Here is a 25,855-nt window from a genome sequence, read left to right as displayed (position 1 = left end):
TTTTTGGCGGCTAGGAGGCCGAGATTGCGCCCGGCGTAACGCGATAGCGCGAGGCGGGGCCAATCCCATCGAACAGTGATTCTTCCGTCGCCGTCATCCACACCTGCCCGCGGCCATCGAGCCGGCCGAACAAGGCAGCGCGCCGCACCGGATCCAAATGGGCGGCAACCTCATCGAGCAACAGGATCGGTGGATCTCCCCGACGATCGGTCACAAGATCGGCGTGGGCCAGGACGAGGCCCAACAACAACGCCTTCTGTTCCCCGGTCGACGATTGCGCGGCCGGCATCTGCTTGGCCCGATGCGCGACCGCGAGATCCTGGCGATGCGGACCCTCGGTCGCGCGCCCAGCCGCGGCATCGCGCGGGCGATTAGCGCGCAACGAGGCGGCCAAATCCCCGCCATTCCAACCCGTCAACTCTATCGAGGCCCGAGCGAATTCGTCGTCCGGAGCATTGGCGAGCCGCTCTTCAAGGAAAGCCACCGTGCTCTGCCGGGCCCTGCCGATCTCGACCCCATGCTCCGCCATTGCCGCCTCCAGCGACGACAACCACGATTCATCCGGGCGCTCGTCGGCGAGCAGCTTGTTCCGCGCCCGCATGGCGGCATCGTAACGCGTCGAATGGTGCGCATGCCCCGGCTCCAGCGCGAGCACGAGCCGGTCAAGGAAGCGCCGCCGATCGCCCGCGCTTCCGGTGAACAAACGATCCATTGCCGGCGTCAGCCAGAGAACCGAGAGCCACTCGCTTAACGAGTTCACCGACGCCGGTGCGCCGTTGACCCGAACCTGTCGCCGTTCCGGCGCGGCCGCCTGCGTTCCCGTACCCAAGTCAATGTCACCAAGCCTTACCGCCACCGCAAAGCCGACACCGCCACTCGCTCGCGCCATTTCCGCGAGCGGCGCACCGCGGAGGCCACGCCCCGGCGCCAGAAGCGAGACCGCTTCAAGCAGGTTCGTCTTCCCGGCGCCGTTTTCACCGAACAGCAGGATGAAGCCAGGTCCCGGCTCGACGGTTGCCGAAGCATAGGAACGGAAATTGGTGAGAGCGATGCGGCTGACGGGCACCGTTTCGGTCTAGCCCTTATTGTTCGCGGCGGTCGATGACTTCGTAATGCGCTGCGCGTGCGTCGAAGCGCTTCAGCACCGCCCGCGCCGCGTCCGGCACGTGGCTACGCGAATAGTCCGCACCCATGAAGGCGATGATCGCGTCGAGGCTATCGAACCACATCAGGGTCTGGAACTCGACCTCATCGCCGCAGTCGCGCCGCATCAGATCGATGTGTCGGAATCCAGCGATGTTGCGCGCTTCGATTGCCGGGATGACCTCGCCACGCACGATGCGCTCATAAGCGTCGGCATTTTCGCGCGTCGTCCAGCCGCGCCACAAGCGGCAGATCATCGATTCATTCCCGGTAAGCGAGCTTCGGCGCCGTGCACTAGTTCACCGGTTCCGGCGTCGGATCGCGGGTGTTTGCGATCCAGCAGTGTCGAGCCAGCGGTGGCCGAGCGGACGATGATGGACGTGAGGCTGTTCGATCTCGACGTCCATGCAGCCGCTCACACCCGCATTGGCATCAGTACATAGAGCGCATTCGACTTGTCGTTTTCGCGGAGCAGCGTCGGGGCGGCGGCGTCAGCCAGGTGGACCTCCACCGTGTCGCCCTCGATCTCGCTGAGAATGTCCATCAGGTAGCGGGCGTTGAAGCCAATCTCGATACCGTCCGATCCATAGTCCGCCGCCAGTTCCTCGGTGGCGAGACCGTTCTCCGGCGACGTCACCGACAGCGTGACCTTGTCCCGGTCGACGCTCATTTTCACGGCGCGCGTCTTTTCGCTGGCGATGGTCGAGACGCGGTCGACGCCGGCCGAGAAACTCTTCGGATCGAGCTTCAGAAGCTTGTCGTTGCCGGTCGGGATCACGCGATTGTAGTCGGGGAAGGTGCCGTCGATCAGCTTGCTCGTCAGCACCGCGCTGCCGAGTCCGAAGCGGACCTTGGTCGCGGACAGCGATATCTCGACCGTCCCCTCGAGTTCCTCGAGCAAGCGGTACAGCTCGGCAACCGCTTTGCGCGGAATGATGACGTCGGGCATGCCGTCGGCGCCTTCGGGGCGGGGCACGGTCACGCGTGCAAGGCGGTGCCCGTCGGTTGCGGCGGCGCGAAGCTGGTCGTCGACCACATGCAGGAAGATACCCATCAGATAATAGCGGGTTTCTTCGGTCGAGATGGCGAAGCGCGTTTTTTCGATAATTTCGCGCAGTGTCGCGGCGGGCAGCTCGAACCGGGTGGGCAGCTCACCTTCGGCGATTACTGGGAAGTCATCGCGCGGAAGTGTCGACAGGTTGAAGCGCGAACGTCCGGCAACGACCTGCATCTTTCCTTCGGCGGCGGTCAGTTCGACCTGGCTTCCATCGGGGAGCTTGCGGACGATGTCGAAAAGCGTGTGCGCCGAAACCGTCGTCGCGCCCGGCTGCGCGACGGTCGCCGGGACACTTTCGTCTACCTGCAAGTCGAGGTCGGTCGCCATCAGGCGGATCGACCCGTCCTCGCGCGCGTCCAGCAGGACGTTGGAGAGGATCGGAATGGTGTTCCGGCGCTCCACGACCGACTGGACGTGACCAAGGCTCTTCAACAGGACCGCCCGCTCAATCGTCGCTTTCATCGCCGCAAAACCCCATCATCCGCATGGCTTTGGCCCGGTTATAGCGAGCCGTTTGCCACGCGGAAGTAGAATGATGCGCAAAGCTTCATCTTGGGGATGAAGCGGCGACGATCGCAATATCTAGCGGCTGATCAGCCCGCTTTCTGGCCGACCGAAGGCGCTTTCGTCGTCTTGCTGGGCATCAGCACGCCATCGACGTGATGGACGACGCCGTTGGTGAACTGCTCATCCCCCTGCGTAATCGTCGCCTTGTGGCCGGCCGCGTCGGTCAGCACAGTCTTGCCGCCGTCCTTCGTGGCCGTGATCGTGCCGCCGCCCATCGTTGCGAGCGGGGCCTTGCCTTTGCCGTTGTCGATCGCCTTATCGATATCGGCGACGAGCACAGTGCCCGGCAGAATGAGATTCGTCAGCACGCCCGTCAGCTGCGGACGATTCTGTGGGCTGACGTCGAACGTGCCGGCTGGCGCCGTCCCGAACGCCGCATCGTCGGGAACGATGACCGTATAGGGACCGGGTCCGGCGAGCGTCTGATCTATACCGGCGGCCTTGGCGATCTGCATGAAGCGGCCGCCTGGTGCCAGACCCGCCGAGATCGTCTTGGTCCCCGCCGCCTTCTGGGCCTTGGGCGTCTGGGCGGTTTTCGCGCTGTTGCCGTCGTCGTTCTTGTTGGTGCAGGCACCGGCGGTCATCACGACCGCCGCGAGCCCAAGCGCGAGCGCATGGTTCTTCACGCGGTTTCTCCTTGTTCGTTCTAGGTACGAAATGGCCCGACAGCCGGATGGGTTCCAACTGCCGGGCAAATCCTTAATGTTCGGCTTGGCTCAGCCCTTTAGGTCAGGAGCGAAGCCACGATCGAGGTCACCAGGCGGGTGACCGGGTCGACCTGGTAAATGTAGCCGTTGTTGTAACGGTACCAGGCAGTCGGCGTGTCGTAATACGTGTCCCGATAGGCATAAGGCACGTTGTACGCGTCATAGCCGTAGGGAAGCGACTGACCGACCGCGAAGCCCGGCGACATCAGCGCAGCCACCGACGTGATCATGCTGTTGCCGCGATCGTACTGGTAGATTGCGCCGGGCGCATACCAATAGCCGTGGTCGGGCGTGTCGTAGTACATATCGCGATACTGGTACGGAACGTTGTAGTAGCTGTACGAGGCTGGCAGGATCTGCCCGACGCCATAGCCGCCGGCGTAGAGCGGGATCACGTCCTCGACCATGCCGCTGGCGCAGTCGACTTCATAGATCACGCCGTTGCCGTAACGGTTACACGTGTCGCCATAGTCCGGGTAGAACGAGTTGAGCCCGTAATAGTCCGGGACATAGCTCGCCATGTACGGCTGCGGCAGGTACGTGCCGGGCATGTAGCCGCCCGCAAGAAGTGGCAGCAGGTTGTCGATCAGGTTGGTATTGCGGTCGACCTGATAGAGGTAGCCGTCGCCATACCGGTAATAATAGTCCTGCGTCTCTGGATAGAGATAGTTCCAGCCTGACGGCAGCGCACTAAGCGCCGAGTATCCGGCAACCGCCGATAGCGGAGCACCAAGGAACTTCGCCGCCTGCCCCGGGGGCAGACATCCGTTGTTCTTGGCGGCCAGGCCAGGGGGGCAGCCGTCGTACAGGCCGCGCGCGTTGGCGACGCCGTAATAACGGTTGGCGTAGTCCTCGTTCACGCGGAAACGATTGCGGTCGAAGTTCTGCGCTTGCCGCATACGGTCACCGCGGAGCTGTTCGCGAGCGAATGACTGCTGGCGATCGAGCTGGCGCTGGTCGAAGCCGTTCCGTGCCTGCTCAACGCGATTTGCGCGCATCTGCTGACGTTCGAACGAGCGGTTCTGCGCCTGCTGCATGCGGTTCGCACGGAGCTGACGTTCGTTACGAACCTGCTGTGTGCGCTCGGCGCGCATTTGCTGGCGCTCGATGCCGCGGTTGCGCACTTCCATGCGTTGGGCGCGCATCTGCTGATGCTCGAAGCCATGGTTGCGCGCCTGCGCGACGCGCTGGGCGCGGAACTGCTGACGCTCCTGCCGCGGCTGGGCGAAGCGCTGCATCTGCGGGCGCTCCTGACGCGGCTGGGCAAAATGCTGCCCGCCGCCGCCACCGCCACCGTGCATCTGGAACGGCGCACCGCCGCGTCCGCCGCGTGAGAACTGAGGCCCACCGCCGCCACCACCGTGGCCGTGACCGCCGCCTCCGCCGCCGCCTTGTTGAGCCTGCGGGGCACCGCCGCCGCCGCCACCGTGGCCGCCGCCGTTGCCGCCTCCCGGCTTCGCTGAAGCCGCGCTTGCAATCGCCAGGGCGGCGACGCCCGCAGCCAGGAATAGCCTGGTCATAAAATGTCTCCTTCCGGACGATAGTAACGGCTCGTCCGGTAGACCGTTCCAACACCTAAACGGATGGAACTGGCGCTTTAGCGCACTAGGCTGAACCTCAAATTTCTTTATCGTTCAGCTAGTTGGCTTCTCAATGTCGCGTGGCAGACGCAGTGCCGCGAGGCCCATTAGAAGTGAAGACAAAACGTACAGCAAGGTGGTCGTCATGGCCGAATAGCGCAGCGCCTCATCGCCAAACTGCCCCTTCAGCGCATCAGAAATCGTACCGATGACGAAGGTCCCGAGGCCGAGCCCGATGAGGTTGTTGATGAACAGGAACATCGCAGACGCCGTCGCCCGCATGTGCGCCGGTACTAGGCTGTTGATCGCGCCGATGACGGGGCCGAGCCAGGCGAGGCTGAGCGCGGTCGGAATGATGAACAGCAGCGCCGTGGCAGCGATCGAATTGCTCGAGAAAGCCAGCAGGAAGGCCGGCAGACAGAGCGCGTAGGTAACGGTCGGAACGAGGGCATAGGCCGCCGGGCGCGCCTGCTTCAGTCGGTCGCCAACGACACCGCCGAGCCAGACACCGGCGACTCCGCCGACGAGCACGATGGTGCCGTAGATGAGCGAGCGGTCGACCAGCTCGAGCTGGAAGCTGCGCGCCATGAACGACGGGATCCAGAACGCAAGGCCATAGGAAATGAGCGAGCCGATTCCTGCCGCAAAGCTCATCAGCCAGAAGGTCGGCTTGCGCGAGATCAGGGCGAACACTTCCCCAACAGACGCCGCGGTTTCGCGATGCCGATGGCCAGGGTCGCGCACGCCCCACTTGTACAGCGGCGCGAATAACAGCCCCGCGATGCCAAGCACGATGAACGCCATCCGCCAGTCGACCTTGGCCGCGATCAGTCCGCCGAAAATGACGCCGAGCGCGCTCCCGAGCGGGATTCCGAGCGAGAACAGCGCCATCGCGCGCGCCCGCCGTTCGATCGGGTATTGGTCGGTAAGCAGCGAGTAGGCCGGAGCGACACCTGCTGCCTCGCCAACCCCCACCGCCATGCGCGCCACGAACAGCTGCACGAAACCCTGAGCGAAGCCGCACACCGCCGTGGCCACGCTCCACAAGGCAAGGCCGATGGTCAGCACGACGCTCCGGTCGCTGCGGTCGGCAATGCGTGCGATCGGAATGGCGAGGACGGTGTAGAATAGCGCGAACGCGGTTCCGCCCAGAAGGCCGAGCTGCTTATCCGTCAGGTGTAGGTCGTTCTTGATCGGCTCGGCGAGGATGCCCGCGATCTGCCGGTCGATGAAGTTGAGCGTGTAAGCGATGATGAGGAAGGTCATCAGCAACCCGCGGCTGCGGTTCGGCGTCGCGGCAGTTTCCGGCATTCTACAGCGCTCCCAGAACCCCGGCGAGGCGGTCCACATCTGCCTCGTCCTGATAAATGCCGAACCCGATCCGGAGGACTTCCCCGCGGACATCGGTGATGACGTTGCGGGCCTTCAACTGCTCGTGCCAGCGCTGCGCATTCGGGCTGCGGAAAGCGAGGAAACGCGCGTGTGGACCGCCGTCGAGCGGATTCAGCAGTTCGGCGCCGGACAGCGGCGAGTTCCCGATCGAGCCGAGCAGCTGCTGCTGCAAAGCTGCGACGAAAGCGCTGATGCGGTCGGTCGTCAGTCCATTTTCGCGGAGCATGCGGCGGACGGCGGTGAACCGGTACAGGGCGCTGGGGTCGAAGGTCGCGCCCATGAAGCGCATCGCATCCTTGGCGTAGCCAACGGCACCGGGCGGAAGGGTCAAATCCTCGAACTCCGCATACCAACCGGTAATGCGCGGGCGCTCGCCGAAGCCGGGGGGCGCGTGCAGGAAGGCACAGCCTTCGCCCGACATCGCATATTTATATCCGCCGCCAACGTAGAATGCGGTTTGCGCCGCGCGTTCGCCGAAGGGCCGGTCGCTCGCCATGAAGGCGTGATAGCCGTCGATCACGACCCACGGTCCATCCGGCTTACCGAGCGCGGCAAGTTCCTCGACCCGATCAAACATGCGGCCGCTGTTGAAAAGCACCTGGCTGACGAAGATGAAGCCGTGGTCGCCTGACTTCGCAGCCTTTAGGAAGCGGTCCGAGAAAGTGTCGAACGGCTCGACCGGGACGCGGTCGATCTGCGCCGCGCCGGCCTCTTCCCAGCGGGCGAATTGGCGGCGCGCGCTGTGGAACTCCCCGTCGCTGGTCAGCACGCGGATCGGCCAACTTCCGGACGCCGCGGCGAAAAGTCGCACCAGGAGTTCGTGTGTGTTCGGCGCGAAGACGACGGCGTCCGGCATGCCCGTACCGAGTTCCGAAGTGACCTCGCCCTGCGCCTCGGGCCAAACCTCGCCCATGACCTTGTCCCACTTGCGGTCTGCAAGGCGCGCGGCGTCATTCCACGCCTGCATCTGTCCTTCGAAACTGGCGTCGGGCCAAAGGTGATGGCTGTGCGCTGCGAAGTGCAGCCGATCGGGATCGGCCGACAGGCTTCGCGAGAAGAGAGGTTTGAAGCTCACTGGGGCTTGAAGCTCAAAGAGCGGTCCTCAGCGACCACAGCTCCGGGAAGACGCGCTTTTCGAGAGTCGCGCGAAGATAGGGGGCGCCAGCGGAGCCGCCCGTGCCCGCCTTGTTGCCGATGATCCGCTCGACTGTAAGTACGTGCTTGTGACGCCAGGATGCGAGCGCGTCGTCGATGTCCACCAGCTTCTCCGCAAGCTCGTAGAGCTCGAACCAACGATCGGCATCGCGGTAGATCTCGAGCCACGCCTTCGCGATCGCTTCCGCCGAGCGGTCGCCCAGGTCGAAGCCGGCCCGTTCCAGCGCGCCGAGCGACGCCTCGCGCAGGCTCGGCTCGGACAAGGCCGCTTCAAGTGCCGCGCGCTCAGCGCTGTCCTTGTCATAATGATTGATGAAGTTCGGCTCCTTGAGGCCGAGCCGAAACTCGATCTCCCGAAACTGCGCCGACTGGAACCCGGACGAGGTGCCGAGTACGTTGCGAAACTTGAGATAGTCGACGGGTGTCAGTGTCGAGAGGACGTCCCACGACAGTGTCATCACCGCCTGGATGCGGCTAATCCTCGCCATCGCCTTATAGGCTTCGGCAAAGCGATCTTCCTGCACCAGCGAAACGGCGAAGCGGAGCTCGTGAAGAAGCTCCTTCATCCACAGCTCCATCGTCTGGTGGATGACGATGAACAGCATTTCGTCGTGGAGGGTCGACAGAGGCTGCTGCGCCGACAGAAGCGGGTCGAGCTTGAGGTAGTCGGCATAGGTCATGCCGGCGGGCGTCGCGGTCATGCAGAGACCGTTACGGCAAACCAAAGCTCAAGACAAAGCGCGCGAGAAAGTGCGCTTAGGGCTTGGTGCCGCTGCCCCCGATGCCGCCCGAACCGACGGAACCAATGTTGCCGAACAGCTCCTCGAAGAAGCTCTTCTGCCGACCGAGCGTCGGCGTGTTTCGCTTTGTCGGGTTGACGTTCATCACCAGCTCGCGGCCAGTTTCATTAACCGACGTGACATTGCCCTTCGCGTCGAAGGTCACGTGCAGCACCGTCGTCTTGCGGACCCGCGGATTTGCGAAGCCGAGCTGGTTGGTATCGCGCGACACATAATACCAGTCGTTCGACGTGAAGGCGCCGTCAAAACTGGGCCGGCCAAGCAGCTTCTCAACCGAATCCTTGTTATCGACGCCGGGCTGAATCGCGCCGACCAGCCGACGGTCGATGACGGTCCCTTTGTGAACCTGGTTGGTGGCGCAGCCCGCGAGAAGCGCCGGCAGCGCAGCCGCGATCAAAACTGTCCGAACAACAACCTTCATTCCGTAAGACCTCTCCATGAGGACGCGCCTATGTGCGCGAATCCGTGAGCCGGGCTTGCCTCGCCGCTCGCCGGCCTCAATATGCTGGCGACAAGCAAGGGCGCAAGCTTTAGCGCCCAAAGAAGGACCTATGCTCGGCTCCCTGTTCCGCAGATTAACGGCCGAGAATGCCGCCGGCCCCGCACTGTTCGACGCGATCACCGCGCGGACGCGCCAACCGCATTGGTATGTCGAAGGCGGCTTGCCCGACACGCTCGACGGGCGATTCGCCGTGCTGAGCACGATCACCGCGCTCGTTCTGCTGAGGCTGGAGCAATTCGATGAGGCGGGCAACTCGGCGTCGGTTGCACTGACCGAGCGCTTCATCGAGGTGATGGAAGCAGAGCATCGCGAGCTGGGGCTCGGCGATCCGACATTGGGCAAGACGGTGCGGAAGCTCGTGGGTTCGCTTGCTCGTCGCACGGCGTTGTGGCGCGAGACGGTCGGCCAAGCTGATTGGTGTGAGGCGACTCGCTCGAGCCTCTACAGAGATAATCCGTCCGCCGAGGCGATCCGTCACTCAGAAAACGCGCTACGAACGTTGTGGGCCGGCCTCCGAGGGGCCGATCTCAAGGCACTCGAGGAGGGCAAGCTTCAATGACGGACGGCTTCGCCCATCAGCTACGCCTCGATCAGATCCGGGACGGTGAGCGGCTCGAGCTGATCGCCGACGACGCCGAGCGTCACGCCATCGCGCAGCGGCTTGGCCTTGGCGGCATTGATCGGCTGGAAGCGCACGTGACGCTGACGCGGCAGGGCGAAGCAGTTCGCGCGTCGGGCCGTCTGATGGCCTCGTTGGAGCAGGCTTGCGTCGTAACCGGCGACCCGGTCCCAGCCGCCGTGGACGAGCCGTTCGACCTGATCTTCACGCGGGAGCCCGTGGTTGGCAGCCCGGACGAGGAGATCGAGCTTGGCGCGTCCGACTGCGACGTTGTCTTCTACGATGGAGCGATGATCGATCTCGGCACGGCCGTCGGCGATACGCTCGCGCTTAGTCTCGATCCCTACCCGCGCAGCGCGGGCGCCGAGGCGGCGCTCAAGGAAGCGGGCGTTATGAATGAGACCGAGGCAGGCCCGTTCGCGGCACTCGCTGCGCTCAAGCGGACCGACAGCAACGAGACTTAGAACGGGACGTCGTCGTCCAGGTCGGTGTCGAACGCCGCCGGCTGCGGCCGCGACTGCTGCCTCGGCGGTGCGCCGCCCCCGAAATCGTCGCCGCCACCAAAGTCTTCGCTGAACGCGCCGCGGCCACCGCCACCACCGCCGCCGTCACGGCTGTCGAGTAGGACGAGTTCACCGCGGAAGCGCTGAAGGACGATCTCGGTCGTGTACTTGTCGTTGCCCGATTGGTCCTGCCACTTCCGCGTCTGCAGCTGGCCTTCGAGATAGACCTTCGACCCTTTGCGCAAGTAGCTCTTCGCGACCCGCCCAAGGTTTTCGTTGAAGATCACGACATTGTGCCATTCGGTCCGTTCCTGGCGGTTGCCGTCGCGGTCCTTCCAGCTTTCGGACGTGGCGATTCGCATGTTCACGACCTCGCCGCCGTTGTTGAGCGAACGCGATTCCGGATCCGCTCCCAGATTGCCGACCAGGATCACCTTGTTCACGCCCGCCATCTCAGTCTCTCCCTTGCTTGAGGGACAGCTATAGACCCAGCGCGACCGCCGTCCAGTAGGTCAGTCCAGCTGCGCAATAAGCAAGGACAAAAAGGTACGAGACCATGAAGATCGGCCACTTCCATCCGTTAGTCTCCCGGCGAGTGACGGCGATCGTGGAGATGCACTGGGGCGCGAAAACGAACCAGGCGAGGAAGGCGAGCGCAGTGGCCAGCGACCAGCGATGCTGGAGACGCTGCTCGAGCTTCTGCGCGCCGGCGCCGTCGTCGGCCGAGTCTATCGAATAGACGGTCGCAATCGAGCTCACCGCCACCTCGCGCGCCGCCATCGCGGGAAGCAGCGCCATGCTGATGTCGCGGTTGAAGCCGATGGGCTTCACCAGCACTTCAATGCCCGCGCCGATCTTACCGGCGATCGAGACATCGCTCTGCCTTTGGCCGGGTCCCGCCTGCGGGATGCTGGCAAGCGCCCACAGGATGATGGTGGTGCCGAGGATGATCGTTCCGGCCCGCTTGAGGAAGATTTGCGCACGGGTGAGCAGGCCGATCAGCACGTCCTTGAGCGGCGGCCACTGATATTTCGGAAGCTCCATCATGAAGCCGCTGCCGCTGCCCTTGAGGACGCCGCGGCGGAGCACGAGCGCGGCGATCAGCGCCCCGGCGATCCCGGCGATGTAGAGGCCAAACATCACCAGCCCCTGCAGCCCGACACCCCAGGCCACGCGGGTGTTCGGGATGAAGGCCGCGATGATCAGCGTGTAGACCGGCAGCCGCGCCGAGCAGGTCATCAGCGGCGCCACAAGGATCGTGGTCAAGCGGTCCTTGGGATCGTCGATGGTGCGGGTCGCCATGATGCCGGGAACGGCGCAGGCGAAGCTCGACAGAAGCGGAATGAAGGCGCGCCCGGAGAGGCCGACGCCATGCATCAGCTTGTCCATCAGGAAGGCGGCGCGGACCATGTACCCGGTGCCTTCGAGAAGGAGGATGAACAGGAACAGGATGAGGATCTGCGGCAGGAACGTCACCACCGCGCCGACGCCGGCGATCGCGCCGTCGACAACCAATGATCGTAGCAGGCCGCCCGGGAGCACGGCGGTCGCTTGCACCGACAGCCAGCTCACAGCGTCCTCGATCCACGACACCGGCGTCTGACTCCAGGCGAACACGGCCTGGAACATGACGAACATGATGAGCGCGAGGATGACGGGGCCCGCTATCGGATGGAGGAGCACGGCGTCGAGACGATGCGTCCAGCGGCGGACAGGTGTTTCACTAACCACCGCAGCCGTGGCGATTTCGCGGGCGCGGCGCTGCAGGTGGATCAGGTCACTCTTTGCCGGTGGCTGCACGCCGCAGAACGGCGCGGAAAGCATATCGTCCAGCGCCATCTGCAGCTCGGCAATGCCGCGGCGCCGCACGGCAACGGTCTCAATTACGGGAACGCCCAGTTCAGCCGACAAGCGCTGTGGATCCAGTTCGAGTCCGTCGCGCCGGGCGAGGTCGACCATGTTGAGCGCAACGATGGTCGGCAGCCCAAGCTCGAGCAGTTGGAGAGCGAACCGGAGGTGGTTGTCGAGATTGGACGCGTCGAGGACGATGACCAGAGCGTCCGGCTGGCGCTCACCTTTTTGCCTTCCCAGAAGAACGTCACGGGTGACCGCTTCGTCGGGGCTTGCAGGATCAAGGCTGTACGACCCGGGAAGGTCGACCATCTCCACGGGGCGACCATCCGCAAGCGTGAGACGACCGGATTTCCGCTCGACGGTGACGCCGGGATAATTTCCGACCTTTTGGCGCGCACCGGTGAGCGCGTTGAACAGCGCGCTCTTGCCGGCATTGGGATTGCCGGCGACAGCAACGAGTGGAAGCGGGTTCACCTGCCGAGCGGGACGACGCGGATGGCGACGGCGTGCTTTCGCCGGATCGCGACTGTCATGCGCCCGACGCGAATCGCAATCGGGTCGCGGCCGAACGGGCCGAGATGCATTGGCTCAACCGCGACGCCTTCATCGAAGCCGAAATTCTGAAGGCGGCAAGCTTCGCCTTCCTCCAGCCGTTCCCACTCAATCGAGGCGACGCGCGCTTTGGTCCCAACCTTCAGTTGGTCGAGGCTGATCATCTCAGGCTGAAATGGCGCGTTCATTCTTGCGACTGATTATCATTAACTGCCTAGCGATTCCAGTCACCGTGGCATTTTTTGCGCAGGCGCAGCATGCGTAACTCTACCTAGGCGGGTAGCGCAGCCTGCCGAGGAACCGCGAGAGGCTCAGTCGCTGCTCGGAAGAACCGCGCCATTCGGCCTTCATCTTCTCAATCTTCATCACATCGTCGATGCGCCGGTCGAGAAAGGCGGCGGTGTCAGTCCATCCTTCCGTCTGGTCGTCGAGCCAGACCAGCAATGTCGAGGCATAGACGGCACCGAGCGTCATCCGCTTCGTGTAGTGGTTGAAATCGGTGCTGGTGTCGCCGGCGATGCGCCACATGGTGTCGGCGGTGCGCCAACCGATGCGCAGGCCGAGCGGCAGGTTCTGCGGCATGGCGAGGATGGCAAGCGCGCGCCGCAACGCTTCGCGGGCCGGTCCCTGGATTTCCAGCCGGTGCCAGATAAGCGAACGGATCTTTTCGCGAATTTTCATTCCGGCGAGACGCTTGGGCGTGAACCAGGCTTCGAGCGCGCGATCGACCTCCTGGATGTAGAGGTCGATCATCTCGGCGTGGCCCTTTGGCACCGCGAGGCGCGCCTGAACCGGATCGATCCCTAGCTGCCGCGCAGCCGAGTCGACAGCGGCCTGCGTCCAGCCGTCGAACACGGCATTTTCACCGACCGCGAGTGCGAGCTGGCGGCGCAGTTTCTCTAGAGGGCTTGGGCTGTCCATGGCGCTCAACTGGGCTGCTCTTCCAGCGTTCGCAACCCCCGCTCCGGCAAACGCACGAGCACCAAGGCCGCGCCGATCGCAAACGCCCCGACCCAGTCGAGCGGGCGGAGCTTCTCGCCATAAGCGAACCATCCGACCAACGCCGAGATCGCGGGCTGCGTAAGCAACACGAGCCCGACGGCGAGCGGCGGTACGTGCCCGATTCCGTAAACGAGCAGCCCCTGTCCGAGGACCTGGCTGCCGAGCGCGAGTAGGAAAACGTAGGTCCAGTCGTGCGGAATGATCTGTTCGCCGAGCAGCAAAGAGACGGGAAGAAGCATCGCGGCGCCGAAGAGGCTGGACAGAAACAACAAGGGCATCGGCTTCAGTGAGCCACGGCCCTGCTGAACGGCGATGAGATAGCCCGCATAGAGAATGCCGGCGAACAGACACAGCAGGTCGCCGGCAAAATTGCGCGGGGAGAGCTCGAAGCTGCTTCCCATCAGCAAGGCTGCTCCCAGTGCGGCGAGGCCGAGCGCGCCGGCTTGCAGCGGCGACGGCATCCGGCGCGCCAGCCACAGGCCCCAGGCTGCAAAGGCGAAGCTGGACACATTGCCGAACAAGGTCGCGTTGCCGAGCTTCGTCATGTGGATGCCCGCGTGCCAGGCGGCGAGGTCGGCTGCAAAGAAGAAGGCAGCGAAGGCGACAAGAACCGCGAGTTTTCGTCCCGGCCAGTGGACGGCTTGCCCGGTCACCGCTGCGATGACGAAGAGGAAGGGCAACGCCAGCGCCAGGCGCCAGAAGCCGGCTGCCACCGGTCCAACCTCCGACAAGCGGACGAGCCAAGGCCCGAACGCGAGTGCGCTGCTGCCGACAAGGACGGCAAGAAAGGCGAAACGATGCCGGTCGGGTTCGGTCACCTCGGCGCCTTAGCGGACGGGCCCGCCGAGTCGAGCGTGGCGTGGGAACAGCCTGTTAGGTCGCCGGTTTGATCGCCGGAGGCGAGATATGCGGAAGAGTGCAATTGCGGGCGCGGCTGTCGGAGTGGCGGCACTTGGCGGCGCGTTGATCTATTATTTTCGGGAGAAGGCGACGCCGGGCCCCGAATATCGGACGCTTGAAAGCGACGGCGAGTTTGAGCTCCGGGCTTATCCGGACATCGTCGTGGCCGAAACTGTCGTTCAAGGTCCGCGGAAGGACGCGTTGAACCAAGGTTTCCGGATCCTCGCTGACTATATTTTCGCCAAGTCGCGCGATGGCGAGGAGCTGCCGATGACGGTGCCCGTCGTGCAGGACGGCGGCGATCCGATGGCAAGTGAGCCGCCCGTTTTCGATGACGGCCTCGAAGGAGCGTGGCGCGTTCGCTTCGTCATGCCGGAAGGCCGCACGAAGGCCGACCTGCCCGAGCCCCCGGAAGACGTGTCGCTCGTTGAAGTGGGGCCGCGGAAAATTGCCGCCGTCAAATTCTCGGGCGTGGCCAGCAACGAGAAGCTCGACGACGCCGAGCACCGGTTGCGTGGCTGGCTTGCGCGACGTGGACATCATACCGCGACGACGCCTGAATATGCCTTCTACAACTCGCCGATGATTCCGCCGCCGTTACGGCGCAACGAAGTCCTGCTCCCACTGAATTAAGGCGCGTATTTCTCGCGAAGCTGGAAGAGCGACAGGGCGGCCTCCGCGGCGCCGCCGCCCTTGTTACCGAGCCGCGGATCGGCGCGCACCCGGGCCTGCTCTTCGTTCTCGACGGTGAGGATGCCGTTGCCGATTGCGAAGCCCTGCAGCGTCAGGTCCATCAGACCGCGTGCGCTTTCGTTCGAGACGGCCTCAAAATGATAGGTCTCGCCCCGGATCACGACGCCGAGCGCGACAAAAGCGCAGAAGCGGCCACTGCGAGCCGCAAGCGCGATTGCGCCGGGGAGTTCGAGCGCACCGGGGACCGTTAGCGTCTCATGCTTGTGGCCCGCGGCTTCGATGGCTGCGCGAGCGCCCTCAAGCAGCATGTCGTTCAGGTGCGGGTAGAAGCGCGCCTCAGCGATCAGGATCGTCGACATCTACGCGGCCGCCTTGATGCGACGTTCCTCGACGATGGCCAGACCGTAGCCGCCAAGCGCGATCGGCGAATGGTGTGTGTTGGTCAGCAGGATCATGTCGTGAACACCGAGCGCGGCAAGGATCTGCGCCCCCGTGCCGTAACCGCGAACCGCGTCTCCCGCTTCGGCGGGTTTGCCGGCGCGAAGGTCAATGGAGCGCGACAGCGATCCGGGTGCCGCAGCGTGGAGGGTAACGAGCACGCCCGAGCCTTCCTCTTCAATCATGCGCATCGCCGCCTGAAGCAGTCCCGAACGCGGCGTTGCCTCTTCGAGCACGTCGGAGAAGAGGTCGAGGCTGTGCATGCGCACCATCACCGGCTGCGAGGAATCGATCGCGCCGTGAACGAGGGCGAGTTGCTCTTCGCCGCTCGACTTGTCGCGGAAGACCTGCGCCTGCCATTCGGCGCCGCTGCTCGCCTTGAAATTGGCCGTCGAGACGCGCTCGACGAGATGATCCTTCTTGAGGCGGTAGGCGATGAGGTCGCGGATCGTGCCGATCTTGAGGCGGTGCGTCCGCGCGAATTCCATCAGGTCTTCGAGGCGGGCCATAGTCCCATCCTCGCGCATGATCTCGCAAATCACGCCGCTGGAATTGAGGCCGGCCAGGCGCGACACATCGACCGCTGCCTCAGTGTGCCCGGCACGAACCAGCACGCCGCCGGGCTTGGCGACGAGCGGGAACACGTGGCCGGGGGAAACGATGGCGTCCGGCCCATGCGCTGCATCGATGGCGACGGCGATGGTGCGGGCGCGGTCGGCGGCGCTGATGCCGGTGGAGATGCCCTCGCGCGCCTCGATCGAAACGGTGAAGGCCGTCTCGTTGCGGCTACGGTTGGTGCGCGTCATCGGCTCCAGGCCAAGTTGATCGGCGCGATCTTTGGTAAGGGCGAGGCAGATAAGCCCGCGCCCGTGGCGTGCCATGAAGTTGACGGCGTCGGGCGTCGCCATCTGCGCGGGGATGACAAGGTCGCCCTCATTCTCGCGGCCTTCGTCGTCGACGAGGATAAACATGCGGCCGTTGCGGGCCTCATCGATAATCGCCTCGGTACCGACCAGAACTTCGGTGTTCCCGCGCTGGATCAGCTTTTCGAGCCGCGTCAGCGTATCGGCCGTCGGATTCCAGTCTGCCTGCCCGACCTTGCGCAGGCTATTGGGATGAAGGCCGGCGGCGCGGGCGAGGCCGGCGCGGCTGACTTCGCCCGTGGCGATGATCGCTTCGAGCTGCTCGATCAGATTGGTGCTCATAAGCACTCCATATCACATTATGATGTGATCGAAAGGAGGAACAAATGTGTTCCTACTGTGCGCGAGCGGACAGCATCCGGTCAATGTAGCGGGCAAGCACGTCAATCTCGACATTAAGCTGTCGCCCCACGGCCAACCGAGCGAGCGTCGTCTGCTGCGCCGTATGGGGAATGATGTTCACCGAGAAATGCGTGCCTCCGTCCTCCGCATCGCGAACCTCGTTGACGGTCAGTGACACACCGTCGATCGAAATCGACCCTTTCGCCGCAATCATCGGACCGAGTTGGCGAGGCACCGAGATGCCGACCTTTACCGAGTCGCCCTCGGGACAGACGTCAACGACCTCAGCAACCGCATCGACGTGCCCGGTGACAATGTGTCCGCCCAGTTCATCGCCAAGGCGTAGAGATCGCTCCAGATTCAGCTTCGCGCCTTCGCGCCATATGTCCTTGGCGGTCCGCGACAAGGTTTCCCCCGAAACGTCGACCGCGAACCAGTCCTCGCCCTTATCGACGACCGTCAGGCAGACACCAGAACAGGCGATCGAGGCGCCCAGATCGACCGTTCCAAGATCATAACCGGTCTCAATCTCCAGCCGCAGGTCGCCGCGCTGCTCGGCCTTTCGGACGGTGCCGACGTCGGTGACGATCCCGGTGAACATGCGCCGCGCCTAGCCTTCGCGGACCCGCTCGTAAACTTCGAGGCGGTCGACGCCGAGATGGTGGTCGTCGACAAACCGCCAGCGGCCATGCGCGTCGCCGATCGCGTCGAGGCCGACATAGCCGAACGATGACTTGCCTTCGCCGACGATGATCGGCGCGCGATAGATGAGAATGCGGTCAACCAAATCTTCGGCCAGAAACGCCGTCGCGGTCGCCGACCCGCCCTCGACCAGCAGCTCGTTGACGTCATGAAGTCGATATACATCTTGCGGATCAGTAAGGATTTCCCAGCCATCGACCGCTTCTCCATGAGTGAGGAGCGCGCGCCGAGGCGAGCGCTCCTCAAGACCGGGGAGCCTCACGTCGAGCCGCGGCTGATCGGCCAGGTAGGTCCCGCGCCCGACGAGGATCATGTCCGAGTGCGCGCGTTCCAAATGGACGTGGCGCCGGGCATCCTCCCCGGTGATCCATTTGCTCTCCCCTGACGGCAGCGCGATCTTTCCGTCGATCGACAGCGCCAGCTTGAGCGTCACGCGGGGGCGGCCAAGCTTCGATCGCGTCAGCCAACCAGCGAGGGAGCGTCTTGCCGCGTCACGGTCAAGGCCAAGTTGAACTTCGATACCTGCTGCACGTAGCCGCTTGATGCCTTTGCCGCTGGTGCGCGGGTCGGGGTCCTTAAGCGCGATGACAATACGTTCGGGCTTGGCTGCCCGCAGGAGCTCCGCGCACGCCGGCCCGCGCGGGCTTTGGTGCGCACAGGGTTCGAGCGTCACATAAACCGTCGAGCCGGCCGCCTTCTTGCCTGCCTGCTGAAGCGCGATAGCCTCAGCATGCGGCCTGCCGCCTGAGGCGGTAGAGCCGCGCCCCACGATGCGGCCGTTTGTCGATACGATCACGCAACCGACGTTGGGATTGGGCGCGCTCTGCCCGCGCGCGGCTTCGGCGAGCGCCAGCGCTTCGGCCATGAAGCGCTTGTCGGCGCTCACATCCCGAGCTGTTTCTCGAGCTTCTGGTATTGCCGTTGCTTCTCGAGCTCGGCGGCGCGCTTTTTCGCCGCGTCCTTCTTCTGGTCAGCGATGATCTGCGCGTCCGTGCGGTTCGACGGGAAAAGCTCGACGTAGACGACTTGCGGCGGCGGCGCCGTGCCCATCTTCGCATCGAGCACGAACTCGATGACGATGATCGTCGTCACCAGGACTGCGAGCATGCCGCCGATCACCTGCTCCCGGCTGCGGTGACGCAGGAAGGCGGCAAGGTCGGCAAAGGCGGCGCGTGGGCCGGACGGACGGGGAAACCAGGACATCGTTCACGAAAATAGGGCTGGCGGGGGGCCGGCGCCAGCCCTGGACTAAAACTAGCCGTTGAGCTCGAAGCGGAGCGTCACGACGGTGGTCGAGGCAATCGCGTGTCCGTCTTCGCTCGCCGGCTTGAACCGCCAGTGCGCCATCACATGCTTGCGCGCCGAGGCAAGGAAAGCGGGATCGGCACGCCCGACTGGATCGACGGCGACGACGTGGCCGTTGTCGTCGATCGTCAGCTTGACCGTGACCGCGCCTTCCTCCTCGTTGAGAAGCTTCATTGGCGGATAGGGCGGCTTCAGCTCTGCACCTGACGTCAAGAGGCGCGCGGCAGAGCGAACCGAGTTCGGCGGGATGATAGGATCGATGTGCGGGATCACGGTGGTTCCCGTGCCACCAAGCGTCCCGAGGTCGATGGGGTCCGACCCTGTCTCGGCCTGCCGGCCTATCGTCGTGACCAGATCGACTTGGGTCGGAGGCCTGTAAATTACGGACAGCGTTGTCCGCGGCGGTTGCGGCACCTGCGGCTTGATATCGATTGGAGGAGGATCGTTCTCTATCGGCACGAAAATGAGATCGGTTCCGTGAAAGGTGGGTCGGATCGGCAGGTCCATCTTGGCGCTCATCAGGATGGCGACGGCGGCAACGTGCGCACCGATCACAATCAACATGAGATTGGGGTTGGAGCTGCGGGCGGCGATGCGCCTGCTGCCGGCGGCGTAAGCGAGCATACAACCCTCCTTCACGCGACTCTGATGTAAGGAATGTTACATCATTACATTTGTTCCGCAAGAGGCTTGTTGATGCGGCGCGTGGGGGCAGAATCAGCGTTTGGCAGCGGCTTCGAGGCGACGGAGCGCGCGGTCCTTGCCCATCGTTTCGAGCAAGCCGGCCATCTCCGGCCCGCTGTCGCGTCCGGTGAGCGCAAGGCGCAAGGGGTGAAACAGGTCGCGACCTTTGCGCCCGCTCGACTGTTTCAGCTCGCCGGTCAGGGTCCGCCAAGTGTTGGCGTCCCAGTCCAGCTTTTCGGCCGCGGCCGCTGCGTCGCGGATGAAGAGACGCTCCTCGTGGCTGAGCACCGCCGGATCGACTTCCCCGTGAAGCACGGCAAACCACTCGTCGAAGTCCGACAACTTTTGCAGATTCGGGCGCAGGAGCAGCCAGTCCCCCTCCGTGGCATCTTCGGGGAGCCGATCGGCGACATCGGAATAGTCGAGCTGGTGCAGAAGTCGCGCATTGACGAGTTCGACCTCATGCGGGTCGAAGTGCGCAGGCGCGCGGCCGAAGGTTGCGAAGTCGAAGCTGTCGGCAAGCGCGTCGAGACTGGCGACCGGCTCAACCGGCTGCGACGTGCCAATGCGGGCGAGCACGGAGAGCATCGCCATCGGCTCTACGCCCTCGGCCCGAAGATGTTCGGCACCATATGACCCAAGCCGCTTCGACAATTTGCCCTCGGCCGCAACAAGCAAGGCCTCGTGCGCGAACTCTGGCGGGCTCGCGCCGAGTGCTTCGAACATCTGGATCTGCGCAGCGCTGTTCGAGACATGGTCCTCGCCGCGCACGACGTGCGTGATGCCGAGGTCGACGTCGTCGATGACGCTCGGCAACAAATAGAGCCAGCTGCCGTCTTCGCGCCGGACGACCGGATCGCTGAGCAACTTGGGATCGAACCGTTGCTCACCCCGAATGAGGTCGTGCCAGACGATCGGCACCTCATGATCGAGCCGGAAGCGCCAGTGCGGCGCCCGCCCTTCAGGCACCGGCGCGTCGGCCGGCTTGCGTTCGTAGACCGGCGGGAGGCCACGCCCGAGCAGCACCTTGCGCCGAAGGTCGAGCTCTTCCGTCGTCTCGTAGCAGGCGTAGACGCGGCCCGCAGACTTCAGCCGCTCGAACTCGCGCTCGTAGAGATCGAACCGCTCCGACTGACGGACGAGCTGGTCAGGATCGAGGCCCATCCACTGAAGGTCGTCCCGGACCGCCTGGTCGAATTCGGCGGTCGACCGCTCCCGGTCGGTGTCGTCGATGCGCAGAATGAAGCAGCCGCCATGCTTTCGCGCGAACAGGAAATTGTGAAGCGCTGTTCGGATGTTCCCGACGTGAAGCCGACCGGTCGGCGACGGGGCGAAGCGGGTGACGACAGTCATTGCGACGCCTTCGCGCTCGGCCCGGTGTGGAAGAAGTTGCTGATCGGGTAGCGGCGGTCTCGGCCGAAATTGCGGTTTCCGATCTTTACGCCTGGCGGCGCCTGGCGGCGCTTATACTCGGCCCTCAACATCATCGTTTCGATACTGGCGACGAGAGCGGCGTCCTCACCGGTCGCGTCGGCGACCTCCTTCACCGAGAGCTCCCTATCGACAAGGCCGTCGAGGATGCGATCGAGCACCGAGTAAGGCGGCAGGCTGTCTTCGTCTTTCTGGCCGGGGCGGAGCTCGGCCGTCGGCGGTTTCGTGATGACTCGCTCCGGCATGACCGGACCGTCGGGGCCAAGGGCACCTTCCGGCTTGTGCTCGTTCCGCCAGCGCGAGAGGGCGAAAACGGTCGTCTTGTAGGCGTCCTTCAGCACCGAATAGCCGCCTGCCATGTCGCCATAGAGGGTGGCGTAGCCGACTGACATCTCGCTCTTGTTGCCGGTGGTCAGCAGCATCTGCCCCTGCGCGTTCGAAAGCGCCATCAGCGTCACCATGCGTAGCCGCGCCTGAACGTTCTCCGCTGCCAAGCCCTTGAGATCCGGAAGCATCTGGTTGAGCGCATCGACGCCGGGCACGATGGGAATGACGTCATGACGGCATCCTAGCAGGCGCGCGCACTCCTGCGCGTCCTCCAGACTTTCGTCGCTAGTGTACTTTGAGGGAAGCATTACGCCCCACACCTTGTCGGTTCCGAGCGCGTCGACCGCGACTGCCGCCGACAGCGCGCTGTCGATGCCGCCGGAGAGACCGAGGATCACACCGGGGAAGCCATTGCGCCCCACATAGTCGCGCAGGGCGACGACCATCGCTTGGTAGACATCGGCGGGAAAGGCATCGAGCTGATGCTCGCTGCGGGTCTCACAGCGCCAGCCGTCGGTGGTGCGCACCCAGTCAGTGATCAGCAGGGCTTCATCCCAGTCGGGCATCTGCACGACACGCTCGCCATCGGGATGGACGATGAAGGACGACCCATCGAACGCCAGTTCGTCCTGACCGCCGACTCGATTGATGTAGGCGATCGGCAGGCCGGTTTGCAGCGCGCGGCTGCGAACCAGCTGATAGCGCTTGTCGTCCTTGTCGAGCTCGTACGGGCTGCCGTTCGGGACCAGCAGTATCTCGGCACCAGCCTCCGCGAGGTGCGCGCAGACCACCTCTTGCCAGATGTCCTCGCAGATCGGCACGCCTATCTTCACGCCCTTGAAGTCGAAGGGTTCCGGGAGAGGACCCGCCGAAAAAATGCGCTTCTCGTCGAAGGTGCCGTAATTCGGCAGCTCACGCTTGAGCGTCCGGCCGAGCACCTTACCGCCGTCGGCCAGCACCACCGCGTTGTATATAGAGCCGCCCTCGTTGACGATCGTGCCAATCAACATCGCGGGTCCTGGTTCGACGGTCGCCGCCACTAGCTGGTCGGTGCAATCATGCGTCCGCCGGACGAATTCCGGCTTCAGCACTAGATCCTCTGGCGGATAGCCGATCACCTGCAGCTCCGGGCAAAGCAGCAGGTCCGCCCCTTTCGCCCTTCGACGCATCTCGAGCATCGCCGCCGCGTTGCCCTCCAGATCCCCCACACGTTGGTTCATCTGGGCAAAGGCGATACGCAAACGATCGGTCATGCAGGCGATTTAGCGACGGTGCGGGCCGGGGCAACCTTTGCGAGAACGAATGGGCTCGCTAAAGCCGAGTCTCGCCTCGGGGAACACGCGCATGAAATTGCTTGCAGGGAACAGCAACCTACCGCTGGCCCGGTCCATTTCAGACTATCTTGAGGTGCCGCTGACCGACGCCAGCGTGCGACGGTTCGCCGATGAGGAAGTGTTCGTCGAGATCAACGAGAACGTCCGCGGCGAAGACGTATTTGTGATCCAGTCCACGAGCTACCCGGCCAACGACAATCTGATGGAGCTGCTGATCTGCATCGACGCGCTCCGGCGCGCGTCTGCGAAGCGGATCACGGCGGTCGTGCCTTATTTCGGCTATGCCCGGCAGGACCGGAAGCCCGGGCCGCGGACACCGATATCGGCCAAGCTGGTCGCGAATTTGATCACGACTGCGGGGGCGAACCGCGTCCTTTCGATCGACCTGCACGCGGGTCAGATCCAGGGCTTCTTCGACATCCCAACCGATAACCTTTTCGCTTCACCCGTCATCGCGACCGACATCCAGGCGCGGATGGCCAACCGCAATCTACTCGTCGTGTCGCCGGACGTCGGCGGCGTTGTGCGCGCGCGCGGGCTCGCTAAGCGGCTCGACAACGCGCCGCTGGCCATCGTGGACAAGCGCCGCGAGCGGGCGGGCGAATCCGAAGTCATGAATATCATCGGTGACGTCGAAGGCCGCACCTGCGTGCTGATCGACGACATCGTCGATTCGGCGGGCACGCTTTGCAACGCCGCGGCCGCGCTGAAGCAACAGGGCGCGACGGAGGTATTCGCTTATTGCACGCACGGCGTGCTTTCCGGCGGCGCCGCGGCCCGCGTGGCCAAGTCCGAGCTCAGCGAGTTGGTGGTCACCGACACGATCTGGACCGGCGAAGCCGATCCCAAGGGCAGCAAGATCCGCCGCCTGAGCGTCGCGCCCTTGCTCGGCGAGGCCGTGCGGCGGATTGCGGACGAAAGCTCGGTCTCCAGCCTGTTCGACTGAGGAACTTCTCAGCAGGCACGCGTTGAGTGCCCATGCCCACAGTCCTCATCACCGGCGCGAACCGTGGCATCGGTCTCGAGTTCGCGCGCCAATATGCCGCCGACGGCTGGGAAGTCATTGCCACCGCCCGGCAAGCCAGCCCGGAGCTCGACCAGGTCGCCGCCCGGATCGAGCAGCTCGATATGCAGAACCTCGACGCGGTCGTCGCGCTCGGCTCGCGCATCGACCGCCTCGACCTGCTGATTGCCAACGCGGGGACCTGGAAGCCGGAGCAGGCTCAGACTGCCGAAGACGGAAGAGCTTGGGCAGCGATGCTGGTGACCAACACGGTCGCTCCATACCTGCTAGCGAAATCGGTGCTTCGGCAAGTTGCGGACGCGAAAGGGAAGCTGATGGCGCTGACCAGCGGCATGGGCAGCATCGGTGAAAGCTCCGGCGGCTACGCGCCTTATCGAAGCTCAAAGGCGGCGCTTAACATGGCGTGGCATGCGCTCTCCGTAGAAGCCCAGCGCCCTGGCGTTGTCACCGCTGTCCTCGATCCCGGCTGGGTGAAGACGCGGATGGGAGGCGCCAATGCGCCGACGCCGCCAGAGCAAAGCGTCTCTGAAATGCGCGCGCTGATCGAACGGCTCGGCCCAGACGATAGCGGCGGATTCTTCAAAAGAGACGGTTCGCGGCACGCCTGGTAGGTTGCCTTAGCGAGCATCGCTCTCTATAGGCGCCCGCTTTCCAGATCATTGGAAAACCAATGGCCCGGCCAAAAGGCATGCCGTGGCGATCGGATAACGTCGCGTCCTTCGGGACGCACAAAGGAGACGAAAATGCCCAAGCTGAAGACGAAGAGCGGCGTCAAAAAGCGCTTCAAGCTCACCGCCACCGGCAAGATCAAGCACGGCGTCGCTGGCAAGCGCCACCGGCTGATCAGCCACAACGCCAAGTATATCCGCCAGAACCGCGGCACGGAAATTCTCGCAGACGCCGACACGGCGCGCGTGAAGGCCTGGGCCCCGTACGGCCTCAAGTAAGGAGCGGATAAGACATGGCACGCGTCAAACGGGGTGTAACCACCCGCGCCAAGCACAAACGGCTCCTGGAACAGGCGAAGGGCTATTACGGCCGTCGCAAGAACACGATCCGCGTCGCCCGTCAGGCCGTCGAGAAGGCCGGGCAGTACGCCTATCGCGATCGCAAGGTGAAGAAGCGGAGCTTCCGCGCCCTGTGGATCCAGCGCATCAACGCCGCGGTTCGCGCCGAAGGACTGACCTACGGCCAGTTCATTCACGCGCTGAACCTTGCCGGCGTCACGCTCGACCGCAAGGTTCTCGCGGACATTGCGATGCACGAAGCGGAGGCGTTCAGCGCCATCATCGCGCAAGCGAAGAGCGCGCTGGAGAAGAAGGCGGCCTAAGCTTTCATCACGGAGACAAGGCAAAGGGCGCCCGGAGCAATCCGCGGCGCCCTTTCCTTTTTATCAGCGACCGGTGACGGGACCTGACCGGGGTGTCCCGAAGGCGAGCGGATCGATCGATGCGCCAGGTGACCCGGCGGTGACCAAATCATAGATGCCTGTTCCGACAGGGCTGTAGGTGATCGCCTCGATTAGGACGAAAGCGCCGATCATGGAGGCGATGCCATAAAACCAGGCCGGATGGGCGCGACCGCTCCGCCTGAGGTCAGCGATGACGCCGGCGATCGGGAACAGCATGGTCGCCGCGAACGCCGCCTCCCATGCCCAGGGCTGCAGCAGCGGCATGGGCAGCAAGCGTCCAAACGCCGGGCCAAGCAGCAGAGACATGCCGCAGAAGTGCAGGCGACGGTGCCATTCGGTACGCTTGCGGTTGATTACCGCGGCAATGGTCAGCCCGGCAAAGGCGAACAGGGTTAGCGGGTCGAAAATCAGGAACTGCAGCGGCCGGAAGAAGAAAGGCACGGTGCCGTTCCGCAACATGGCCACTGTGACGATGCAGCCCATGACGATCATCGGCACCATCCAGCCGACGGCGATCCAGCCGAGGCGGCGGTGCAGGTTCATCCGGTCGGTTGCGACGAAGATGTTCTGCAGCAGGTAGATCGCCACCCAACCCATGAAGACGATGGCGTGAGCGTGAACGCGAAGCGGCGCGCCAAAGGTCGACCGGCCCATCGCATATTGCAACGAGAAGCCAGCGATGATCGTGATCGTCATCACGATGGCACCGCGCAGGAAGAATCGTTCGTCGCCTACCGCCGGCGACGATGGCGCTTGAGCTAGTGTGGCCACGTTCTTCACCCCCGAAGTGTCCTAACGCCGGCCTTTATCTGGTTGGATGCGCGCATCAAGTGGGGTTCCACTTCTTCCGATGCCGGAACGATGCGCGGTAATCGGGCGAGATGACTCGCCTCTGAAGCCGATTTGGC

The 25,855-nt window shown here is 64.1% G+C and carries 30 protein-coding genes; 7 read left to right on the top strand and 23 right to left on the bottom strand.

What is annotated here, in order from left to right:
• Window positions 1-10: 10 nt before the first annotated feature.
• From recF to ABD704_RS09265, 9 genes are all read right to left on the bottom strand, one after another.
• Window positions 11-1,066, bottom strand: coding sequence for a DNA replication/repair protein RecF (recF, locus tag ABD704_RS09305; RefSeq protein WP_344699407.1), 1,056 nt, complete (start codon window positions 1,064-1,066; stop codon window positions 11-13).
• Window positions 1,067-1,082: 16 nt separating this feature from the next.
• Entirely contained in the window at window positions 1,083-1,400 is a 318-nt protein-coding gene (locus tag ABD704_RS09300) for a hypothetical protein (protein ID WP_344699406.1), read from the bottom strand.
• Between the two features lie 158 nt (window positions 1,401-1,558).
• On the bottom strand, window positions 1,559-2,662 hold the full coding sequence (dnaN, locus tag ABD704_RS09295) for a DNA polymerase III subunit beta (RefSeq protein WP_344699405.1): 1,104 nt from the start codon (window positions 2,660-2,662) through the stop codon (window positions 1,559-1,561).
• Window positions 2,663-2,793: 131 nt separating this feature from the next.
• On the bottom strand, window positions 2,794-3,393 hold the full coding sequence (locus tag ABD704_RS09290; RefSeq protein ID WP_344699404.1) for a fasciclin domain-containing protein: 600 nt from the start codon (window positions 3,391-3,393) through the stop codon (window positions 2,794-2,796).
• Window positions 3,394-3,491: 98 nt separating this feature from the next.
• Window positions 3,492-4,994, bottom strand: coding sequence for a hypothetical protein (locus ABD704_RS09285; RefSeq protein WP_344699403.1), 1,503 nt, complete (start codon window positions 4,992-4,994; stop codon window positions 3,492-3,494).
• A 114-nt stretch (window positions 4,995-5,108) separates the two neighbouring features.
• The gene (locus ABD704_RS09280; RefSeq protein WP_344699402.1) at window positions 5,109-6,365 is read right to left on the bottom strand and encodes a spinster family MFS transporter; all 1,257 of its coding nucleotides are present in this window, start codon (window positions 6,363-6,365) and stop codon (window positions 5,109-5,111) included.
• Between the two features lies 1 nt (window position 6,366).
• Complete coding sequence (locus ABD704_RS09275; protein ID WP_344699401.1) at window positions 6,367-7,521, bottom strand: kynureninase/PvdN C-terminal domain-containing protein; 1,155 nt, start codon at window positions 7,519-7,521, stop codon at window positions 6,367-6,369.
• Between the two features lie 13 nt (window positions 7,522-7,534).
• Window positions 7,535-8,302, bottom strand: coding sequence for a tryptophan 2,3-dioxygenase (locus ABD704_RS09270; RefSeq protein WP_344699399.1), 768 nt, complete (start codon window positions 8,300-8,302; stop codon window positions 7,535-7,537).
• 55 nt (window positions 8,303-8,357) lie between these two features.
• Window positions 8,358-8,822: an outer membrane protein assembly factor BamE gene (locus ABD704_RS09265; protein ID WP_344699397.1), complete on the bottom strand. Its 465-nt coding sequence runs from the start codon at window positions 8,820-8,822 to the stop codon at window positions 8,358-8,360.
• 130 nt (window positions 8,823-8,952) lie between these two features.
• On the opposite strand from ABD704_RS09265, the gene ABD704_RS09260 reads away from it, so the two are divergent.
• Both ABD704_RS09260 and ABD704_RS09255 read left to right on the top strand, forming a co-directional pair.
• Window positions 8,953-9,462, top strand: coding sequence for a ubiquinol-cytochrome C chaperone family protein (locus tag ABD704_RS09260; protein ID WP_344699396.1), 510 nt, complete (start codon window positions 8,953-8,955; stop codon window positions 9,460-9,462).
• A complete protein-coding gene (locus ABD704_RS09255; RefSeq protein WP_344699395.1) occupies window positions 9,459-9,986 on the top strand; it encodes a YceD family protein in 528 nt (175 codons plus the stop codon). Before ABD704_RS09260 ends, ABD704_RS09255 begins: the two co-directional genes overlap by 4 nt.
• Here ABD704_RS09255 and ssb read toward each other — a convergent pair.
• From ssb to ABD704_RS09230, 5 genes are all read right to left on the bottom strand, one after another.
• Window positions 9,983-10,477 (bottom strand): single-stranded DNA-binding protein, encoded by a 495-nt coding sequence (gene ssb, locus ABD704_RS09250; protein ID WP_344699394.1) that lies wholly within the window; start codon window positions 10,475-10,477, stop codon window positions 9,983-9,985. The genes ABD704_RS09255 and ssb overlap by 4 nt on opposite strands.
• Window positions 10,478-10,505: 28 nt before the next feature.
• The gene (gene feoB / locus ABD704_RS09245; protein WP_344699393.1) at window positions 10,506-12,353 is read right to left on the bottom strand and encodes a ferrous iron transporter B; all 1,848 of its coding nucleotides are present in this window, start codon (window positions 12,351-12,353) and stop codon (window positions 10,506-10,508) included.
• A complete protein-coding gene (locus ABD704_RS09240) occupies window positions 12,350-12,619 on the bottom strand; it encodes a FeoA family protein (RefSeq protein WP_344699392.1) in 270 nt (89 codons plus the stop codon). The genes feoB and ABD704_RS09240 overlap by 4 nt, the downstream gene beginning before the upstream one ends.
• A 79-nt stretch (window positions 12,620-12,698) precedes the next feature.
• Window positions 12,699-13,352: a COQ9 family protein gene (locus ABD704_RS09235; protein ID WP_344699391.1), complete on the bottom strand. Its 654-nt coding sequence runs from the start codon at window positions 13,350-13,352 to the stop codon at window positions 12,699-12,701.
• A gap of 5 nt (window positions 13,353-13,357) precedes the next feature.
• Window positions 13,358-14,251, bottom strand: a complete 894-nt coding sequence (locus ABD704_RS09230; RefSeq protein WP_344699390.1) for a DMT family transporter — start codon at window positions 14,249-14,251, stop codon at window positions 13,358-13,360.
• Window positions 14,252-14,339: 88 nt separating this feature from the next.
• On the opposite strand from ABD704_RS09230, the gene ABD704_RS09225 reads away from it, so the two are divergent.
• The gene (locus ABD704_RS09225; protein WP_344699389.1) at window positions 14,340-14,966 is read left to right on the top strand and encodes an SOUL family heme-binding protein; all 627 of its coding nucleotides are present in this window, start codon (window positions 14,340-14,342) and stop codon (window positions 14,964-14,966) included.
• On the opposite strand, the gene ribH is transcribed toward ABD704_RS09225, so the two are convergent.
• From ribH to ABD704_RS09185, 8 genes are all read right to left on the bottom strand, one after another.
• The gene (gene ribH / locus ABD704_RS09220; RefSeq protein WP_344699388.1) at window positions 14,963-15,385 is read right to left on the bottom strand and encodes a 6,7-dimethyl-8-ribityllumazine synthase; all 423 of its coding nucleotides are present in this window, start codon (window positions 15,383-15,385) and stop codon (window positions 14,963-14,965) included. The genes ABD704_RS09225 and ribH overlap by 4 nt on opposite strands.
• Window positions 15,386-16,669: a 3,4-dihydroxy-2-butanone-4-phosphate synthase gene (gene ribB, locus ABD704_RS09215; RefSeq protein ID WP_344699387.1), complete on the bottom strand. Its 1,284-nt coding sequence runs from the start codon at window positions 16,667-16,669 to the stop codon at window positions 15,386-15,388. It lies immediately after the preceding gene.
• A gap of 52 nt (window positions 16,670-16,721) precedes the next feature.
• The gene (locus ABD704_RS09210) at window positions 16,722-17,330 is read right to left on the bottom strand and encodes a riboflavin synthase (RefSeq protein WP_344699386.1); all 609 of its coding nucleotides are present in this window, start codon (window positions 17,328-17,330) and stop codon (window positions 16,722-16,724) included.
• Between the two features lie 9 nt (window positions 17,331-17,339).
• Window positions 17,340-18,317 (bottom strand): bifunctional diaminohydroxyphosphoribosylaminopyrimidine deaminase/5-amino-6-(5-phosphoribosylamino)uracil reductase RibD, encoded by a 978-nt coding sequence (gene ribD / locus ABD704_RS09205; protein WP_344699385.1) that lies wholly within the window; start codon window positions 18,315-18,317, stop codon window positions 17,340-17,342.
• Window positions 18,314-18,634, bottom strand: coding sequence for a hypothetical protein (locus ABD704_RS09200; protein WP_344699384.1), 321 nt, complete (start codon window positions 18,632-18,634; stop codon window positions 18,314-18,316). The genes ribD and ABD704_RS09200 overlap by 4 nt, the downstream gene beginning before the upstream one ends.
• A 51-nt stretch (window positions 18,635-18,685) precedes the next feature.
• Window positions 18,686-19,360, bottom strand: coding sequence for a TonB family protein (locus ABD704_RS09195; protein WP_344699383.1), 675 nt, complete (start codon window positions 19,358-19,360; stop codon window positions 18,686-18,688).
• A 93-nt stretch (window positions 19,361-19,453) separates the two neighbouring features.
• Window positions 19,454-20,773: a glutamate--tRNA ligase gene (gene gltX, locus ABD704_RS09190; protein WP_344699382.1), complete on the bottom strand. Its 1,320-nt coding sequence runs from the start codon at window positions 20,771-20,773 to the stop codon at window positions 19,454-19,456.
• A complete protein-coding gene (locus ABD704_RS09185) occupies window positions 20,770-22,431 on the bottom strand; it encodes an NAD+ synthase (RefSeq protein WP_344699381.1) in 1,662 nt (553 codons plus the stop codon). The genes gltX and ABD704_RS09185 overlap by 4 nt, the downstream gene beginning before the upstream one ends.
• A gap of 91 nt (window positions 22,432-22,522) precedes the next feature.
• On the opposite strand from ABD704_RS09185, the gene ABD704_RS09180 reads away from it, so the two are divergent.
• The 4 genes from ABD704_RS09180 (at window position 22,523) to rplT (ending at window position 24,866) form a co-directional block, all read left to right on the top strand.
• A complete protein-coding gene (locus ABD704_RS09180) occupies window positions 22,523-23,458 on the top strand; it encodes a ribose-phosphate pyrophosphokinase (protein WP_344699380.1) in 936 nt (311 codons plus the stop codon).
• Window positions 23,459-23,490: 32 nt separating this feature from the next.
• Entirely contained in the window at window positions 23,491-24,147 is a 657-nt protein-coding gene (locus tag ABD704_RS09175) for an SDR family oxidoreductase (RefSeq protein WP_344699379.1), read from the top strand.
• Between the two features lie 132 nt (window positions 24,148-24,279).
• Entirely contained in the window at window positions 24,280-24,483 is a 204-nt protein-coding gene (gene rpmI, locus ABD704_RS09170; protein WP_028968696.1) for a 50S ribosomal protein L35, read from the top strand.
• A 14-nt stretch (window positions 24,484-24,497) separates the two neighbouring features.
• On the top strand, window positions 24,498-24,866 hold the full coding sequence (gene rplT / locus ABD704_RS09165; RefSeq protein WP_344699377.1) for a 50S ribosomal protein L20: 369 nt from the start codon (window positions 24,498-24,500) through the stop codon (window positions 24,864-24,866).
• 63 nt (window positions 24,867-24,929) lie between these two features.
• On the opposite strand, the gene ABD704_RS09160 is transcribed toward rplT, so the two are convergent.
• Window positions 24,930-25,718, bottom strand: coding sequence for a hypothetical protein (locus tag ABD704_RS09160; RefSeq protein ID WP_344699376.1), 789 nt, complete (start codon window positions 25,716-25,718; stop codon window positions 24,930-24,932).
• Window positions 25,719-25,855 lie beyond the last annotated feature (137 nt).

It is taken from the genome of Sphingomonas limnosediminicola, from assembly GCF_039537965.1.
In the GTDB taxonomy this organism is placed as follows: domain Bacteria; phylum Pseudomonadota; class Alphaproteobacteria; order Sphingomonadales; family Sphingomonadaceae; genus Sphingomicrobium; species Sphingomicrobium limnosediminicola.
The sequence above is the reverse complement of the archived record's forward strand: the minus strand, read 5'-3'. Positions and strand labels throughout refer to the sequence as shown.